14 protein-coding genes and 1 tRNA gene are annotated in these 17,728 nt (G+C 38.9%); all 15 read left to right on the plus strand.

Features of this window, described 5'->3' with window-relative positions; all coding sequences use genetic code 11:
* Positions 1–4: 4 nt before the first annotated feature.
* Positions 5–1,225 carry a phospho-N-acetylmuramoyl-pentapeptide-transferase gene (mraY, locus tag CLV81_RS09340; protein ID WP_106144744.1) on the plus strand — a complete coding sequence of 407 codons (1,221 nt, stop codon included), beginning with the start codon at positions 5–7 and terminating at the stop codon, positions 1,223–1,225.
* Positions 1,226–2,560, plus strand: coding sequence for a UDP-N-acetylmuramoyl-L-alanine--D-glutamate ligase (murD, locus tag CLV81_RS09345; RefSeq protein WP_106144745.1), 1,335 nt, complete (start codon positions 1,226–1,228; stop codon positions 2,558–2,560).
* Positions 2,561–2,564: 4 nt separating this feature from the next.
* Positions 2,565–3,770, plus strand: coding sequence for an FtsW/RodA/SpoVE family cell cycle protein (locus CLV81_RS09350; protein WP_106144746.1), 1,206 nt, complete (start codon positions 2,565–2,567; stop codon positions 3,768–3,770).
* Complete coding sequence (gene murG / locus CLV81_RS09355) at positions 3,757–4,845, plus strand: undecaprenyldiphospho-muramoylpentapeptide beta-N-acetylglucosaminyltransferase (protein WP_106144747.1); 1,089 nt, start codon at positions 3,757–3,759, stop codon at positions 4,843–4,845. The genes CLV81_RS09350 and murG overlap by 14 nt, the downstream gene beginning before the upstream one ends.
* A complete protein-coding gene (murC, locus tag CLV81_RS09360) occupies positions 4,842–6,194 on the plus strand; it encodes a UDP-N-acetylmuramate--L-alanine ligase (protein WP_106144748.1) in 1,353 nt (450 codons plus the stop codon). Before murG ends, murC begins: the two co-directional genes overlap by 4 nt.
* The gene (locus CLV81_RS09365) at positions 6,184–6,903 is read left to right on the plus strand and encodes a cell division protein FtsQ/DivIB (protein WP_106144749.1); all 720 of its coding nucleotides are present in this window, start codon (positions 6,184–6,186) and stop codon (positions 6,901–6,903) included. Before murC ends, CLV81_RS09365 begins: the two co-directional genes overlap by 11 nt.
* Positions 6,904–6,906: 3 nt before the next feature.
* On the plus strand, positions 6,907–8,232 hold the full coding sequence (ftsA, locus tag CLV81_RS09370; RefSeq protein WP_106144750.1) for a cell division protein FtsA: 1,326 nt from the start codon (positions 6,907–6,909) through the stop codon (positions 8,230–8,232).
* Between the two features lie 44 nt (positions 8,233–8,276).
* Positions 8,277–10,232: a cell division protein FtsZ gene (gene ftsZ / locus CLV81_RS09375; RefSeq protein WP_106144965.1), complete on the plus strand. Its 1,956-nt coding sequence runs from the start codon at positions 8,277–8,279 to the stop codon at positions 10,230–10,232.
* 102 nt (positions 10,233–10,334) lie between these two features.
* Positions 10,335–10,787 carry a GatB/YqeY domain-containing protein gene (locus CLV81_RS09380; RefSeq protein WP_106144966.1) on the plus strand — a complete coding sequence of 151 codons (453 nt, stop codon included), beginning with the start codon at positions 10,335–10,337 and terminating at the stop codon, positions 10,785–10,787.
* Between the two features lie 7 nt (positions 10,788–10,794).
* A tRNA-Arg gene (locus CLV81_RS09385) sits at positions 10,795–10,868 on the plus strand.
* 226 nt (positions 10,869–11,094) lie between these two features.
* Complete coding sequence (locus CLV81_RS09390) at positions 11,095–11,913, plus strand: LytTR family DNA-binding domain-containing protein (RefSeq protein ID WP_106144751.1); 819 nt, start codon at positions 11,095–11,097, stop codon at positions 11,911–11,913.
* A gap of 155 nt (positions 11,914–12,068) precedes the next feature.
* A complete protein-coding gene (locus tag CLV81_RS09395; RefSeq protein ID WP_146129868.1) occupies positions 12,069–13,343 on the plus strand; it encodes a M20 metallopeptidase family protein in 1,275 nt (424 codons plus the stop codon).
* Positions 13,340–15,010 (plus strand): S41 family peptidase, encoded by a 1,671-nt coding sequence (locus CLV81_RS09400; RefSeq protein WP_106144753.1) that lies wholly within the window; start codon positions 13,340–13,342, stop codon positions 15,008–15,010. Before CLV81_RS09395 ends, CLV81_RS09400 begins: the two co-directional genes overlap by 4 nt.
* 104 nt (positions 15,011–15,114) lie before the next feature.
* Positions 15,115–15,579 carry a VOC family protein gene (locus tag CLV81_RS09405; protein ID WP_158259106.1) on the plus strand — a complete coding sequence of 155 codons (465 nt, stop codon included), beginning with the start codon at positions 15,115–15,117 and terminating at the stop codon, positions 15,577–15,579.
* A gap of 272 nt (positions 15,580–15,851) precedes the next feature.
* Positions 15,852–17,615: a tetratricopeptide repeat protein gene (locus CLV81_RS09410; RefSeq protein WP_106144755.1), complete on the plus strand. Its 1,764-nt coding sequence runs from the start codon at positions 15,852–15,854 to the stop codon at positions 17,613–17,615.
* Positions 17,616–17,728: the final 113 nt, after the last annotated feature.

Raw genomic sequence — 17,728 nt, forward strand, 5'->3', positions numbered from 1 at the left:
TAGGATGCTATACTATTTGTTTGAATACTTGGAAAAACAATATCAACTGCCGGGAGCGGGATTGTTTCAATTCTTGACTTTCCGTTCGGCTATGGCTGTCCTATTGTCCCTATTGATTGCAATGATTTATGGAAAGCGCATTATTCTTTTCCTTCAAGCGAAACAGATAGGTGAAAGTATCCGTGATTTAGGGCTGGAAGGTCAGCAACAAAAGGCGGGCACGCCAACCATGGGTGGCTTGATTATCATCATGTCTACCTTGCTTCCTGTCATATTGTTTGCAGATATTAAAAACATCTATGTAATCCTCTTAATTATTACGACCGTTTGGATGGGTATTATTGGATTCGTCGATGACTACATCAAAATTTTCAAAAAAAATAAAAAGGGATTAAAAGGAAGATTCAAAGTGATGGGTCAAGTAGGTTTGGGACTCATCGTTGGAGCAGTATTGTATTTCCATCCCGCGGTAACCATTAAAGAAAAAGATTCCACTCGAATTACAGAGAACTTCAAAGTGGAAGAGGTATATGGCGAAGAAATAAAAGCGGTAAGGACAAATGTCCCTTTCTTCAAAAACAATGAGTTGGATTATGCAGAAATCATTACTTGGATGGGAGAAGGTTTTGAAGATTACGCTTGGCTGATTTTTATTCCCGTGGTAATCATAATTGTTACTGCGGTTTCCAATGGAGCGAACCTTACGGACGGTATTGACGGTTTGGCTGCTGGGTCATCGGCCATAATCGTGCTTACGCTGGGCATTTTCGCTTGGGTTTCTGGTAATATTGAGTTTTCCGATTATCTAGACATTTTCTACCTGCCACGAGTCGGTGAGTTGGTGGTTTTTATTGCGGCTTTTGTAGGAGCCTTGGTTGGATTCCTTTGGTACAATGCATATCCCGCCCAAGTTTTTATGGGCGATACAGGTAGTTTGACCATTGGAGGAGTTATCGCGGTGATTGCCATAATTGTTAGAAAAGAGTTGCTGATTCCTTTGCTCTGCGGAATTTTCTTTGCCGAAACGGTTTCAGTTATGTTGCAAGTGAGCTATTTCAAAAGAACAAAGAAAAAATATGGGGAGGGAAAGCGCTTATTCCTCATGGCTCCATTGCATCACCACTATCAAAAGAAATTATACCACGAGAGTAAAATAGTCACACGATTTTGGATTATAGGAATTCTATTGGCCATTATCAGCATTGTGACCTTAAAGGTGAGGTAAATGAAACGTTTGGTGGTTCTAGGAGGTGGTGAAAGTGGAGTGGGAACGGCCATTTTAGGAAAAAAAGAGGGGTATCAAGTTTTTGTATCGGACAAAGGGGAGATACAACCAAAGTATAAAGAAGTTCTTGAACATTTTGAGATTGAATGGGAGTCAGGAAAGCATTCTGGAGATAGGGTTTTTCAAGCTGATGTTGTCATGAAAAGTCCCGGAATTCCGGATAGGGTGCCATTAGTGAAGCAATTGAAGGAAAAGGGGATTCCAGTAATCTCTGAGATGGAGTTTGCTTCTCAATTTTCAGAGGCAACTGTTATAGGAATCACTGGTAGCAATGGAAAGACTACTACAACTATGTTGACCCATCATTTGCTGAAAAATGGAAGATTGAATGTAGGATTGGCCGGTAACATTGGGGATAGCTATGCTAAAATGGTTGCAGAAAAAGATTTTGACCTATATGCATTGGAAATCAGCAGTTTTCAGTTGGATGGTATTCAACAGTTCAAACCACACATTGCCATCTTGACCAACATTACTCCTGACCATTTGGACCGATATGATAATCAGTTTGAAAAGTATGTCGCTTCGAAGTTCCGAATAACAATGAATCAAACGGAAAATGATTTTTTCATTTATGATGCAGACGATCCTGTTATAGCCGAAGGACTCAAAAAATTCCCAATTCAATCCAAATTAGTACCATTTTCCATAAAGCAAAAATTGGAAACTGGAGCTTGGATAGAAGACAATAAAATAATAATTGAAATAGAACATAAAACCTTGGAAATGAGCACAGATATTTTGGCCTTGGAAGGCCAACACAACCTAAAGAACACGATGGCAGCAAGTCTGGCCGCGCTTTTGGTCAATGTACGGAAGGAAACCATTCGTCAAAGTATTCAGACATTCCAAGGGGTGCCACATCGTTTGGAGAAAGTTTTGAAAATCAATCATGTGGAATACATCAATGATTCCAAGGCAACCAATGTAAACGCTACGTATTATGCCTTGGATGGCATCAAGAAACCCATAGTTTGGATAGTTGGTGGTGTGGACAAAGGAAATGATTATTCAGAATTGATGCCTTTGGTGCGCGAAAAGGTAAAAGCCATCATTTGCTTGGGAATGGACAATACCAGAATCAAAGATGCTTTTGGAAACGTGATAGAATTAATGGTGGAGACCTATTCCATGCAAGAGGCAGTGAAAGTAGCCTATAAAATAGCAGAACGAGGGGATAGTGTATTGCTCTCACCTTCTTGCGCGAGCTTTGATTTGTTCGAAAACTATGAGGACAGGGGAAATCAATTTAAAGAAGAAATAAAAAGACTGTAAGAGGATGTTGGCATTGCTGAAAAATTTGAAAGGAGATAAAGCCATTTGGGGCGTAGTTGCTCTTTTGGCGCTCTTCTCATTTTTGCCGGTATACAGTGCTAGTACCAATTTGGTGTATGTTAATGATGACGGAACAACTTTAGGGCATCTGGTAAAACATGGGGTGCTTTTGTTTCTTGGATTTGGTATTATCTATGCGGTACACCGTATTCCAACCCACTATTTCAAAGGGCTTTCCATAATCGCCCTACCTATTGTATTGATTCTGTTGGCCTATACGCTAACCGTAGAAACCAGAATAGGCGGGGTAACCGCAAACCGATGGATTAAGATTCCATTTGTTGGTGTCAATTTTCAGACGTCCACCTTGGCATCGGTGGTCTTGATGATTTGGATAGCAAGGTATTTGACCAAGATAAAGGACACACAAATCACATTTAAAGAAAGCATTTTACCCCTTTGGCTGCCGACTGCGTTGGTGGTTTTACTGATTTTGCCTGAAAACTTTTCTACGGCTGCTATCATTTGTTTTCTGGTATTGGTGTTGTGCTTTTTAGGAGGTTACCCATTAAAATATCTGTTCTCTATGATGGGGGTTGGATTGGTTTTGGGAGGCATGTTTCTTTTTGTGCTTTTCAAGGCGCCAGAGATGCTCCCACAACGTGCAGGTACGTGGAAATCGAGAATAGAAACTTTTTGGAGCCCAGAGAAAGCAGATAGTGACGATTTGCATCAGCTTACTTTGGCGAAGATTGCGGTTGCCGAAGGTGGATTCGTCGGAAAAGGAGCTGGGAAAAGTGTCATAAAAAATATGCTTTCACAGAGTACCTCGGATTTCATTTTTGCCATCATTATTGAAGAATACGGTTTGTTGGGTGGAGGAGCCCTGATGTTTTTCTATTTGTTGTTACTGTTCCGGATTGTGGTTGTGGCGAATTCGGCCAAGACGATATTTTCAAAATTGTTGGTCATAGGGGTTGGATTGCCAATCGTGTTCCAAGCCTTTATCAATATGGCTGTGGTAGTTCAATTATTCCCAGTCACGGGACAACCTCTTCCCCTAATAAGTATGGGAGGAACGTCTATTTGGATGACCTGTATGGCCATCGGAATTGTATTGAGCGCCAGCAATAAAAAGGAAAATCTGGAGGAGGAATCTTATGATATGGATGAAAGTAACCCTTTGGAAGTATTAAGTGGGCAGCTATAGATTCATACTTTCTGGAGGGGGAACAGGTGGACATATTTATCCGGCCATTGCCATAGCAAATGAGCTAAAACGAAGGTATCCTAAAGCAGAGTTTCTGTTTGTGGGAGCAAAGGATAAAATGGAAATGGAAAAGGTGCCAAAGGCGGGCTACAAAATAGAAGGCCTTTGGATAAGTGGATTACAAAGAAAATTAACGTGGAAAAACCTAATGTTTCCACTAAAACTGATAACAAGTTTGATTAGGGCAGGGAACATAATCAAAAAATTTAACCCCGATGTTGCCATTGGCACGGGAGGCTTTGCGAGTGGGCCATTGCTTAAAAAGGCAGCTGGTCGCAACATCCCTTATGTGCTTCAAGAGCAAAACTCTTATGCCGGTATTACCAACAAACTACTGGCGGCAAAAGCAAATCGGATTTGCGTTGCTTACGATAATATGGAGCGATTCTTTCCAAAAGAAAAAATCGTGAAAACAGGGAATCCCGTTCGTGCAGATTTAGTAAGTATCGATACGGATAAGAAGAAGGCCCTTTCATTTTTTGGACTTGATACAAGCAAGAAAACGATTTTGGTTTTAGGAGGAAGTTTGGGCGCGCGTAGAGTAAACCAACTTATTGAAAGCAAACTTAGCTTTTTTGAAACTCAAGGAGTTCAATTGCTATGGCAATGTGGGAAGTTATATTCAGAGGATTATGAAAAGTATAATTCTCGAACTGTCAAGGTGAAAGCCTTTGTAAATAGAATGGATTTAGCCTATGCAGCTGCAGATGTCATTATTTCCAGAGCAGGTGCAGGTTCTGTCTCTGAATTGTGCTTAGTAGGGAAACCTGTGCTATTTATTCCTTCACCCAATGTGGCGGAAGACCATCAAACCAAAAATGCAAAAGCATTGGAAGTAGAGGATGCAGCACTGGTCTTAAAAGAAAACGAGTTAGATGAAAAGTTTGACTCTGTTTTTTCAAAGCTTTTGGCTTCTGAAGAAGAACAGGAAAAACTTGGAGCAAACATAAAAAAAATGGCCTTGCCTGAGGCGACAGAACATATTGTGGACGAAATAGAAAAACTGCTAAAGTGAACTTGAAAGATATCCATAACGTCTTTTTTATCGGTATAGGTGGTATTGGTATGTCCGCTTTGGCACTTTATTTCAAGCATGTTGGTAAGACAGTGGTAGGTTATGACAAGGTGGAGTCTCCTATCACCAAGGAACTTCAAAAAAATGGCATTTCTGTTCACTTTGAGGATGATTTGAACTTGATTCCAGAATCTTTCAAATCAAAAGAAAATACTTTGATTGTGTACACACCTGCGGTTCCCGAAACCCATTCGCAACACCAATATTTTAGAGAAAATGGTTTTGAGATTAAAAAGCGGGCGGAGGTTTTGGGTATCATCACCAAAGACACTTTCTGCTTAGCCGTTGCTGGAACCCATGGAAAAACAACAACCTCCTGCATTTTGGCTCATTTGCTTAATGAATGCGGAATGCCGATTACGGCATTTTTAGGCGGAATCTCCGAAAATTTCAATAGCAATTTTTTATTGGAGGGAACGGAATATTCCGTAGTTGAGGCAGATGAATTCGACCGCTCGTTTTTACACTTATCACCCGATGTGGCATGCATTACCTCAATGGATGCCGACCATCTGGACATTTATGGGGATTCAGAAGAATTAAAAAAGACTTTTGGTGATTTCTCAAAAAAAATAAAACCTGGAGGTATCCTTTTTGTAAAGAATGGACTGCCTTTGGAAGGTATGACTTTCGGAATTGAAGATGATTCTGATTATCGTATAGAAAATATCAAAATTGAACATGGAACCTACATTTTTGATTTGATCTCGCCCAAGGGAAGATTGGAAAAAACCCGCTTCAATCAACCTGGACGGCACAATTTGCTCAATGGATTAGTTGCCTTTGCAATGGCGGTGCATGCGGGTTGTCCGTTGCACCGTTTAGCTGGGGCTTTGGAAACTTTTAAAGGTGTGGAGCGAAGATTTTCCTATCAAATTAAAGAAGCAGGTTTGGTGTTTATAGATGATTATGCACATCACCCTACTGAAATCAACGCGGTTTTTGATGCCGTTAGTGAGATGTATCCTAGTGAGGAGGTAACTGCCGTTTTTCAACCCCATTTGTTTTCGAGAACACAAGACTTTGCAGATGATTTTGCCCGCAGTCTTGAAAAGTTTACGGTGGTACTGCTGTTGGACATTTACCCCGCCCGTGAAGAACCAATAGCGGGGGTGACTTCAGAATGGTTATTGGAAAAGATTAAAAACCCGAATAAAAAATTAGTGGATAAATCGAATCTAATTCATGAATTGAAAAAGACGAAGACCAAGATATTGGTCACCATGGGAGCTGGTGATATTGGTCTGGAAGTACCTAAAATAAAAGAAGAATTGGCGTATGCGAGTTAATTGGGACATACTAAAACTATCAGTTTTAATCCTATGTGTGATTGGACTTTATGGTTTTTCAGATTATAGGAGCAATCAAAGAGAAGTAGAAGAAATATCTGTCAACTTCTTGGGAGACAATGACTTATTTATTGATGAGGCCTCAGTTAATAAATTGTTAATACAAAATTACGGCAGCGTCAAAAATAGGACTAAAGAACAATTAGTTTTGAATACCATAGAGAAGGTAATTCAGTCCAACGATATGGTAAAAAAAGCCCAAATCTATTTCACGGTAGATGGCAAGCTTGTTTCTAAGATTGTTCAGCGAAAACCCATTGGAAGAATAGAAGGCGCATCAAAGTTTTACTTGGATGACGTTGGAAAACGTATGCCATTGTCAAAACATCATTCTGCTCGTGTTCCCATCATTACGGGAAAAATCACGGGTAAAACATTGGAAGATGCATACACAATTCTAAACTATATCAACGCGGATGACTTTCTTAGAAAAAATGTGATTGGTATCCATGTTGAAGAAGAAGGAAACTATCAACTGCGATTCAGAATGGAAAATTTTGTGGTCAATCTGGGTGGAGTGGATAATCTAAATGAAAAGTTTAAAAATTTCATGGCTTTCTATGCAAAGGCGACCAAGGACAACTCTTTGGAGAAATATGCAGTGGTAAGCCTCGAATTCAACAATCAAGTGGTTTGCACCAAAATTTAAAGTATGGAACAAGGTAATTATTCAGTTGGATTGGACATTGGAACTACCAAAATTGTGGCAATTATTGGTAAGGAAAATGAATACGGTAAAATCGAAGTTCTAGGAACTGGGAAATCAAAAAGTTTGGGAGTTCATCGTGGCGTGGTGAACAATATCACCCAAACCATTTCCTCCATTCAACAGGCAGTGGAACAGGCTGAGCTCAATGCCGGACTAAAAATTGGTTCTGTTGTAGTGGGTATTGCCGGTCAACACATTCGAAGTCTTCAGCACAGCGATTATATCACCCGCTCCAATTCTGAAGAAGTTATTTGCGATGATGATTTGGATAAGTTGTGCAATCAAGTCTACAAGTTGGTCATGCTTCCAGGGGAAGAAATCATCCATGTACTTCCACAGGAATATAAAGTTGACGGTCAATCCGAAATCAAGGAGCCCAGAGGAATGTATGGTGGTAGGCTGGAAGCTAATTTCCATGTAGTTGTTGGTCAAGTTTCTTCCATTAAAAACATTGGTAGATGCATTAAAAGTGCCGGACTGGACCTAGGGAACATTACATTGGAACCTTTAGCGTCTTCAGATGCAGTACTGAGCCAAGAAGAAAAAGAAGCAGGTGTAGCCCTAATCGATATAGGTGGTGGAACTACAGACTTGGCCATCTTTAAAGATGGTATTATCAGACATACCGCTGTAATTCCTTTTGGTGGAAATGTGATTACCGAAGATATCAAGGAAGGCTGTTCCATCATCGAAAAACAGGCCGAGTTGTTGAAGATGAAGTTTGGTTCTGCTTGGCCGGGAGAGAACAAGGACAATGAAATTGTTTCCATTCCTGGATTAAGAGGTCGTGAACCGAAAGAAATCACATTGAAAAACCTTTCAAAGATAATCCATGCCCGAGTTGTGGAAATCATTGAGCAGGTGTATGTGGAAATCAAAAACTATGGTCACGAAGAACAAAAGAAAAAGTTGATTGCCGGCATTGTATTAACTGGTGGCGGAAGTCAGCTAAAACACCTGAAGCAGTTGGTGGAATATATTACCGGAATGGATACTCGGATAGGATATCCCAATGAGCATTTAGCAGGAGATTCTGATGAAGAAATTGCCAGTCCATTATATGCCACAGCAGTGGGATTGTTGATGAATGCCATTGAAAGTCAAAAAAAGAATATGAATACCATGGATGAGTCCATGGAGGAGGAACAGGTATTGGTGGAGCATGAAGTATCTGAAGCACAGACTTCAGGCACCTACAATAAAGAGCGCAAATCTATTTTCGATAAATGGTCTGAAAAGTTGAAGGACTTTTTGGACAACGCGGAATAATAACCCTTTTGAGCAACAAAAAAATAAACAATACAAAGAACGACATGAGTAAGAGCACCGAATTTGACAACATAGCTTTTGATTTACCCAAGAACAAAAGCAACGTTATAAAAGTAATTGGAGTAGGAGGTGGTGGTAGCAATGCCATCAATCACATGTTTTTAGCCGGTATAAATGGTGTAGATTTTGTAATCTGCAATACCGATGCGCAAGCCTTACAGAACAGTTCAGTTCCCAACAAAATTCAGTTAGGTGTATCATTAACCGAAGGACTTGGTGCAGGAGCCAACCCAGAAGTTGGGGAACAAGCGGCTTTGGAGAGTATGGAAGATATCAAGGCTATGTTGGAAAGTACTACAAAAATGGCGTTTATCACAGCAGGAATGGGTGGTGGAACGGGCACAGGTGCGGCACCTGTGATTGCTAAATTGGCCCGCGAAATGGATATTTTGACCGTAGGTATTGTCACGATTCCCTTTCAATTTGAAGGTGCCATGCGAAACAAACAAGCTCAGTTGGGGATAGAAAAATTACGCTCCAATGTGGATTCTTTGATTGTTATCAATAACAATAAGTTAAGGGAAGTTTATGGAAATCTTGGATTTAAAGCGGGCTTCTCCAAAGCGGATGAAGTTTTGGCCACTGCAGCTCGAGGTATTGCCGAAGTAATTACGCATCACTATACCCAAAACATTGACTTACGCGACGCTAAAACAGTCTTATCAGATAGTGGAACCGCCATTATGGGTTCTGCCACGGCATCTGGTTCAGCTAGGGCAGGTGAAGCTATTATGAAAGCATTGGATTCTCCATTGTTAAACGATAATAAAATCAATGGTGCCAAAAACGTATTGTTGCTCATCGTTTCTGGTACACAAGAAATCACTATAGATGAAATAGGGGAAATCAACGATTATATCCAAATTGAAGCGGGGCATGGAGCCAACATTATTATGGGTGTTGGTGAAGACGACGATTTAGGTGATGCTATTGCAGTAACGGTAATAGCCACGGGTTTTCATGCTGACCAGCAGGATGAAATAGTGAATACGGAAACCAAAAAAGTATTCTACACCCTGGAAGATGAGCAAACTGCCGAGCAGGAGCTTACAACACAATCCACTTCAATACAAGACATAAAGGTACAGGCCGAGGTTGTTGAACCTACACCGGTAGTGAGGCATACTCTTGATATGGATGATGAAGTTGAAGAGGAGGTCATGGTTAGCAATCAAGGCATGGACTTAATTCCCAGTACAAAATACATAAGGAACTTCAATGTGTTTTATGAGGAAGTAGTTCCGGAAAATGTGGAGGACGACTTTGTCATTATTGAAGCCAAGAAGATTCTGAACAATATAGAGGTGGTAGACCCAGAGGTGGTTTCTCCAAAGAAAGAAGAAGACCAGTTTGCCCTTACCTTCGACATGCCCATCAATGAACCTGTGACGGAAGAGTCTGAGAATACTATAGTCTTTGATTTGGACAGTGATGTGAATGATATTGAGGTAAACGAGTATGTAGAAGTGAGTCCAGTATTGGAATTCAAGAAAGAAGGAGAGACTCGTTACAATCTTGAAGAGTACATGGAGTTGGAAACCCAATTGACAGGAGCTAAATCAGTTGCCGAGACCCATGAGCCCAAATTGGTGGATAATGAATTGGTACTTGAAAAAAAGACTTTGGAAATTGAGGGTAAGCCGGAAAATGAGAATGTACCTCAGAACAGTAAGGACCCTATGAACAGTTCCATAAATGACCTACTGGCGGAACGAGCTGATGAGCGTAGAAAAAAGCTAAAAAACTTCAATTACAAATTTCAGAACAATCGAAACAGTATTGATGAAATTGAGAAACAACCTGCCTACAAAAGACAGGGGGTTGATTTAAATGACACACCTACAGAGCAGAAAGTCTCTAGGACCACGTTGAGTGAGGATAGCAACGATGAAATGCAACTGCGTTCCAATAACTCATTCTTACACGATAATGTTGATTAGTAGTGTTTAAAAAGCATCCATTTTATATGGAAAGCTTAAACCCGGAAGTTGTAAAACTTTCGGGTTTATTTTTTTATCTTCGCAGCCCTAAACTGAATGAGAATGGGTTTGCAGGAACAAGTGATAACGGAGATGAAAGCCGCTATGAAAGCCAAAAATACTGTGGCTTTGGAGGCTTTGCGCGCCATCAAATCGGCTTTATTATTGGCAAGTACCGAAAAAGGTGCTTCCGGAGGATTGTCTGAGGCAGATGAGATAAAATTGGTACAAAAGCTGGTAAAACAACGAAAAGATAGTGCCACTATTTTTACAGAGCAGGGAAGGGAAGACTTAGCAGAACCGGAATTAGCCCAAGCCGCCATAATTGAGAAGTTTCTACCTGAGCAATTAAGCGAAGCGGATATTGAAAAAGCCGTGGTAAAAGCTATAGATTCCATTGGTGCATCCGGTATGCAGGACATGGGAAAAGTGATGGGAATAGTTTCTAAAGAATTGGCGGGACAAGCCGATGGAAAAACAATTTCCTCTATTGTAAAGGCAAAACTAAGTTCATAACATAATTGGCCCAGTAGTTCAACTGGATAGAATATCAGATTTCGGCTCTGAGGGTTGGGGGTTCGAATCCTCCCTGGGTCACGAATAAGTAGTTCGAAAAGAAAAAACGCCAAGTTTACTTGAGCGTTTTTTTGTTCGAACTATTTTCAAAGCGGAGCTTTAAAAGTATATCCAATCCTCACCTGGGATACACATTAATTGTTTCTTCAAATGTGTTTTTTTACATCCATTTTTTGATAAAAGTTTATATTCATCACTTCATAAAACTGATGAGGTAGATAGCAAAAGTGTTTTAGAAGTGTGATAAATGATTAAATTTTTAAACAAAACCACTCCTTTTAATTTCAGTTATAAAAATCAACTGGTGGTTGCACTTGTCTTAGGAAGTATACTTGCGCTTATCATGATTTTTTTGGGACCGTTTGATACTGATCGCTTTCAATCAAATTATAAGCATCTGATTTTAGGAGGCTTTGGTCTTGTATTTTCCATATGTTATTTCATTTATTCAAGGGTGGAAACGTTGAGCTATCGATACTTCAACAATAAGTGGACCATTAAGCATGAAGCGCTTTCATTCATTTGTTTGGTAATTTTCGTTAGTATTCCCATTCATTTATACAATCAGGTTTTTCTTAATGATTTTTTTATTCAAGATTTAGGAGTAAAAGAATATGTTCAGCACGGTATATGGTTTTTCCGAAGTTCCATGATTCCAATCATGCTGGTACTGTTGCCCTTTTTTATTTACTTCAGAAACAAATTTGGAGAATTGCATACTCCGGAACCTTTGAAGGAAATCGAGTTGTTCGGCACCAATAAAGGAGAAAGAATAAAAATTCAAAAGCACAAGTTGTTGTTTGTCAAATCATCTGAGAATTATGTAGAGATTTTTTACGAAAAGGATAACCGTGTGCAACATACTATTTTCAGAAACACCTTGGCCTCGATTAATGAACAAGCCCCTTTTTTACAGTATTGCCATAGGTCATATCTCGTGAATACTTCTAGCGTAAAACAGATAAAAGGCAATTCACAAAATGCAAGAATTGAATTTAATTATGATTTGGAGATTCCTTTATCAAATACCTACTATAAGCACATAAAATCCTCCCTACTGGTTTAGCCCTAAAATCTACAATTTGGGCCCTCTGCTTACTTCTTCATCAACAAAAACACCGATTCGTCACTCTTTTTAGCGATGCTTTGTTTTTTGAATTCTCTTTGGAAAGTGATTTCAAAATACAGGCATGTTTTACTGCCTTTTTAAAACAAAAAAAGATGAACCTTAAACCTGCGATTACTTGCTGTTTGCTGATGTTCTTTGCTTTAAATGGTCCCGCCAAAAAATGCTTGGACCTGAAGAACAGGATTCAGTTGTCCGACGAGATTTTTAATGAACTCGTTGCCATACGGAATGATTTGCACAACCATCCAGAACTTTCAGGAAAAGAAGAGCGGACGTCCAAAATTGTGAAAGACTATTTATTGGATTTAGGCCTAGAGGTCAAAACAAGTATTGGAGGTCATGGCGTGGTTGGAATTTTAAACGGAAACAGAAAAGGGAGGAAGATTGCTTGGCGTGCCGATATGGATGCTGCGCTTCATGCGTTCGAGAATAAGCTTAACCATAAACCCCAGGTAGCCCATATTTGTGGACATGATGTGCATACATCTATTGCCCTTGGTATTGCCAATGTGCTTTCTAAATGTAAAGATGATATCCAGGGTACATTATATTTTATTTTCCAACCAGCAGAAGAGTCTTTCCAGGGAGCAAAATCAATGATAGAAGATGGGTTGTTCGAAGAAATTCAACCAGATGAAATTTTTGGACTTCATGTTTTTCCCACTGAAATTGGTACCGTTAGTTCCAAGCCCAATGAACTGTTCGCCTATCAGAGAAGAATTAAGTTGACATTTGAAAATACTATTGACCCAGAGGCCTTCAGTGATTTCTTCCAAGAAGTATTGGAAGGATTTACGCGCTATAAAACCAATAGTGAACCTTGGTCTTTGGATTACCTAACAGACTCTCAAAAAGGTCTCGCTAATCCGAATACGATTTACAAGGATTATTTCATTTTAGGTTCAAATGTTTCCACTCGACATAAAAAAAACACCACCTCATTCGAATGCACGTATTATGAAACAGACTCCAAAAGATTGGATTCTATTTCAAAACAGATTACGAATCAGGTCTTAGATTCTGAATATGGAGAGTTTTATATCGGTACATCATTTACAGCTGAGAGACCAACAGTTATAAATGACCCAAAGTTGACTAGCGAAAGCCTGTTCATATTAGAGGATTTACATGGTAAAGAAAATGTACAACACTTTTACGGTCAGGTGCCGTATTCCAATGAAGACTTTATCTACTATCAATATGAAGTGCCTGGGGTAATGTTTCTTTTGGGAGCTTCAAACAAAGAAAAAGGAATCCATGCTTTGCCCCATACTTCGGAATTCGAAGTTGACGAGGAGGTAATAAAAATTGGAGTTAACTATTTCTCAACTTTTTTAACCGAAAAAATTAATACTAATAAATCATGAAAAAGATTAACGTAATACTATTTGCTTTATTCTGTTCACAGATATCAGCTCAAACTAAAAAAAGTCCAACTGCACAAGATTGGCAAAAGGACCTTAGGTTTTTACAAAAAACAGTGCATGAAGATTACCCCTTTTTATTTGTGAAAACTACAGAGGAAACTTTCAATGCCGAAGTTGAAAAATTGTACAACCGTATTCCTTCTTTAGAAAATCATGAAATTATAGTTGGGCTATCTCGAATTATCGCATTGTTTAAATATGGCCATATGGCTGTGGGATATAATTTGGAACCCTTCAAGTTTCACTTTCTGCCACTAAACCTCTACCAATTTTCAGATGGTATTTATGTGCAAGGGGTTCACAAGGATTACAAAGATGCCTTAGGAGCTAGAGTTTTAGAAATCAATGGTCTAAACATTAAAGAGGCCCTGGAAAAAATTTACCCGGTGGTAAGTGCGGAGAACTTTCAATTTTTTAAAGCGAGAGGGATAAATATGTTGGGAGTTATGGAAGTCATCCATGCACAGGGAATTACGGACAAGCTTCGGAATTCTGTTGAGTTTACCTTGGAAAAAGACGGAAAAACGTTTAAGCGTGAGTTCAAATCATTACCAGCGGGTGAAGTGGTCCCTTCAAGATATGGTTATATATTACAAGACGAAAATTGGTTGGATGCAAGAGATCAAAATACAACTCCTTTGTATTTAGATCAACTGGATAAGCTGTATTTTTTGGAATACTTGCCTAAAGAAAAAGCGGTATTCGTTAGACTCAGCCAAATTGAAGACGATCCGAATGAGCGTATGGAGTCTTTTTACTCGCGCTTATTTGATTTTATAGAAAAGGAAGAAGTTGAAAAGTTAATTATTGATGTAAGACTAAATGGAGGAGGCAACAACTTCAAGAATAGGTCTCTTGTTACAAAAATCATTGAGAACAAGAAGATAAATACGGTTGGAAGTCTTTTTGTTATTATTGGTAGAAGAACTTTTTCAGCATGTCAAAATTTGGTCAATGAGTTGCACAACTATACCAATACCATTTTTTTAGGCGAGCCGACATCCGAAAACATTAATTTTTATGGCGATAGCCGACCAGTAATTTTACCTAACAGCCTGCTACCAGTTTCTTTATCGTTTGCCTGGTGGCAAGATAAACCTGCATGGCAAAACGAGGAATGGTTAGCGCCGGCTATTCCAGTTGACATAAGTTTTGAAGAGTACTCAACCAACAAGGATCCTGTACTTAATGCTGCTCTGGCTTTTTCTGATAGGGACTTTAAACCCAACCCCATGCGGTTCATTACAGATTTATTCGTAAGGGGTGATATAGAACAATTGGATAAAGAGGTACCCAAAATGGTGAAAGACCCGAGATACGATTTTTTTGATTTTGAAACTGAAATTAGTAAAGCAGGGACGCATTTGGTAGGTAGTGGCAGAATGCCCGCAATTCAGGCAGGGATAGGTGTTTTTTCTTTTGTTACCCGATTATTCCCAAATTCTGCAAATGCATGGAAAAACTTGGCAGAAGCCTATTTGAAGGCAGGAGATAAAGAAAAGGCTAAGGATTTACTCCAAAAGAGTATAGTTCTGGATACAAACGGGAAATTTGGTGAAAAAGCTAAAACTTTATTAAGGGAGATAGAGAATTCTTCTAAAAATTAAAATGCGTTTCAATGGAGTAAACTAAATCCGAATTTATTCCGAATATTGTTAAAAATGGATTCTAAAAACGAAATCACTTTTGACTTCAAAAAATTAGAATGGAAATGATGAGATACGCCCATACAAATATTGTTAGTGCAGATTGGAAAAAACTTGTAGCCTTTTATGTAGAAGTATTTCAATGTCGTCTTATACCTCCAATCAGAAGGCAATCCGGTAAGTGGCTTGAGAAAGGAATGGGATTAAAAGATGCCCAGTTGGAGGGGGCACATCTATTACTTCCTGGACATGGAGAAAACGGACCCACCTTGGAGATTTATCAACACAGAACCATTGAAAATCAAAAAGCGATTTTGCCCAACAAGAGAGGATTTGCTCATATTGCTTTTGAAGTAGATAATGTGCAAGAGGTTCTTGAAGACCTTATAAAATATGGAGGAAAGTCATTTGGGGAGATTACCAAGAAAAAGGTTGATGACGTTGGCGAAATAACGTTTGTTTATGCCAGAGACCCCGAAGGAAATTTAATTGAATTACAGCACTGGAATACTCTATTACCTATGAGTTAGATAGAAATCACCCGAGATTTAAAAAAAGCAAGCAATAATCAGTGTTTCAATCAATGTGTGGAATTATGATTTGGCAGGTTTACTAGGGAATTAGGTTAAACATAAAAACTCATTTTTGTTACCATATTAAGTTCAGTTTTTAAAGACGTATTGTTCTTTAGATCATGTTTATCTTCAAGCTTACCATTTATTGTATACTCTGCTTGCTTTTAAATACTTAGGTCAGTCTTTTTGTAATTTTTTTTACATTTAATAGGAAAACTGACCATCAAATGAACCGATACATCGCAGTGTGGCTGCTTTTTTTTGGTTTTACTTTTGTTACCCATGGCCAAAAAAAAGGAATAGATAGTCTAAAAACTGTTTTCGTAGATTCCGAACTACCTGACACTCTCCGTTTTGAAGCTGGTTACAGCCTATTGCGTATGCAATTGCCTATAAATATGGATAGTGCACGCCGCACTGGAAAAGGAATACTTGCCTTGGCCAAAAAAAGCAAGGATAAGAATTGGGAGGCATTGGCCAATAAATGGATAGGGATTACACATGCTGAAAAAGGACAGTTTACAAAAGCCCACGAATACTTTTTTACAAGTCATGAACTGTTGTTAGAACTGGATGATGAAAAGGCAATCGCAACTTCATTGGGCAATATTGGCACCGTGTTTTACGAAATGGGAGATTATCTCCAGGCCCAGGATTATCTTTTAAAGTCGCTAAAACTTTCTGAAAAAGTAAAAGATAGTGGGGCGATATCCAGAGCGTTGAACAATTTGGGAAATGTGCACAATGATTTAAAAAACCCATCTGAAGCCTTGGATTACTATCATCGTAGTCTGGATATAAAAGAAAAACTGGGTCAAAGAAACCGCCTACCCGCAGCTTACAACAACATTGGTCTGGTCTATTCACTAATGGGAGACTCCAAGTTGGCCATTCAAAATTTAGATAAAAGTGTGGCCATAAGTGAAGAACTTGGAGACAAACGTTCCCTTTCAAGAGCCTATGCCAATTTAGGCATAGAGTATTCAAAACTAAAAGAGTACAATAAGGCTTTAACCCTTTTAAATGACGGGGTTCGAATTAAAAAAGAAATTCAAGATGATGATGGGCTGGCGACCACTTTGATTTACCGTGGTCTAAATCACTGGGAAATGAAGCGGTTTTCCTTAGCCGAGGAAGATTGTACGCAGGGGCTTAAAATGGCTGAAACTTCTGGAGCTCTAATTTATCAAAGTTTAGCTTGTGATTGCTTGAGCAAAGTGTACGAAGCACTTGCAAACTATAAGGAAGCCTTACGTTTCAATCAACGATTGACTATTCTTAAGGATTCATTGTTGAATAACGAAAAGGCACAAGAAATCACCAAGGCAGAAATGAACTATCAGTTTGAAAAAAAACAACTGGCCGATAGCATTAAGTATCATAAACTTCAAACAGAACAGCAGGTAGCTCATGAACGAGATTTGAACAAACAGAGTACAAAGTTTTATTACACCCTACTTATAAGTCTGGGAATTATTTCATTTTTGGGTTTTTTGTATTGGAAACACAGGCAAAACCTAAAGTTGAAGAAAGTGGAGAACGAATTGTTGAATTCCGAAATTGAATTCAAAAAAAAGGACTTGACCACACTGGCCGTAAACATTTCGAACAACCAAGAGTGGGCAGAATCCTTGGCCGTGAGGTTAGATTCTTTAAAGGCTGCTACCGGAAGAAAAAGGTTGAAGGAACTCCAACTTCTTGAAGAAGAAATAAAGAACAAGATATGGGTGAATAAAAACAGTGATGACTTTTATCAAAAAGTGGATGCACTGAGCAGTTCTTTTTATAATAGACTTCACGAAAAATTTGAAGGCTTGACCAAAACCGAGGTGCGTTTGTGCTCTTTTATTAAGCTTGATTTGAACACCAAGCAGATTGCCACACTTCAAAACATCAACCCTGCTTCTGTAAAAATGAGTCGAAATAGGCTTAGAAAAAAGCTTGGTCTATCCCCAGAGGATGATTTATCGGAATTTTTACGCGCGTTTTAAATAATTATGTAAATAATTGATTTTGAATTACTTAAAAATGTTTTTGTAGCTTTTGTAACCCATTTGTAATCCCCATAAAGGGACTGTGTAACCCTTTTGTAACCATTCATTTT

Source organism: Flagellimonas meridianipacifica (genome assembly GCF_003001695.1).
GTDB classification, from domain to species: domain Bacteria; phylum Bacteroidota; class Bacteroidia; order Flavobacteriales; family Flavobacteriaceae; genus Flagellimonas; species Flagellimonas meridianipacifica.

Excerpts from the sequence above, each read along its gene's own strand:
- CLV81_RS09380 (WP_106144966.1), top strand. The coding sequence starts at position 10,335 with ATGGGTTTGCAGGAACAAGTGATAACGGAGATGAAAGCCGCTATGAAA.
- ftsZ (WP_106144965.1), top strand. The coding sequence starts at position 8,277 with ATGAGTAAGAGCACCGAATTTGACAACATAGCTTTTGATTTACCCAAG.
- CLV81_RS09390 (WP_106144751.1), top strand. The coding sequence starts at position 11,095 with ATGATTAAATTTTTAAACAAAACCACTCCTTTTAATTTCAGTTATAAA.
- mraY (WP_106144744.1), top strand. The coding sequence starts at position 5 with ATGCTATACTATTTGTTTGAATACTTGGAAAAACAATATCAACTGCCG.
- CLV81_RS09400 (WP_106144753.1), top strand. The coding sequence starts at position 13,340 with ATGAAAAAGATTAACGTAATACTATTTGCTTTATTCTGTTCACAGATA.
- CLV81_RS09365 (WP_106144749.1), top strand. The coding sequence starts at position 6,184 with ATGCGAGTTAATTGGGACATACTAAAACTATCAGTTTTAATCCTATGT.
- CLV81_RS09350 (WP_106144746.1), top strand. The coding sequence starts at position 2,565 with ATGTTGGCATTGCTGAAAAATTTGAAAGGAGATAAAGCCATTTGGGGC.
- CLV81_RS09395 (WP_146129868.1), top strand. The coding sequence starts at position 12,069 with ATGAACCTTAAACCTGCGATTACTTGCTGTTTGCTGATGTTCTTTGCT.
- CLV81_RS09410 (WP_106144755.1), top strand. The coding sequence starts at position 15,852 with ATGAACCGATACATCGCAGTGTGGCTGCTTTTTTTTGGTTTTACTTTT.
- CLV81_RS09405 (WP_158259106.1), top strand. The coding sequence starts at position 15,115 with ATGATGAGATACGCCCATACAAATATTGTTAGTGCAGATTGGAAAAAA.
- murD (WP_106144745.1), top strand. The coding sequence starts at position 1,226 with ATGAAACGTTTGGTGGTTCTAGGAGGTGGTGAAAGTGGAGTGGGAACG.
- ftsA (WP_106144750.1), top strand. The coding sequence starts at position 6,907 with ATGGAACAAGGTAATTATTCAGTTGGATTGGACATTGGAACTACCAAA.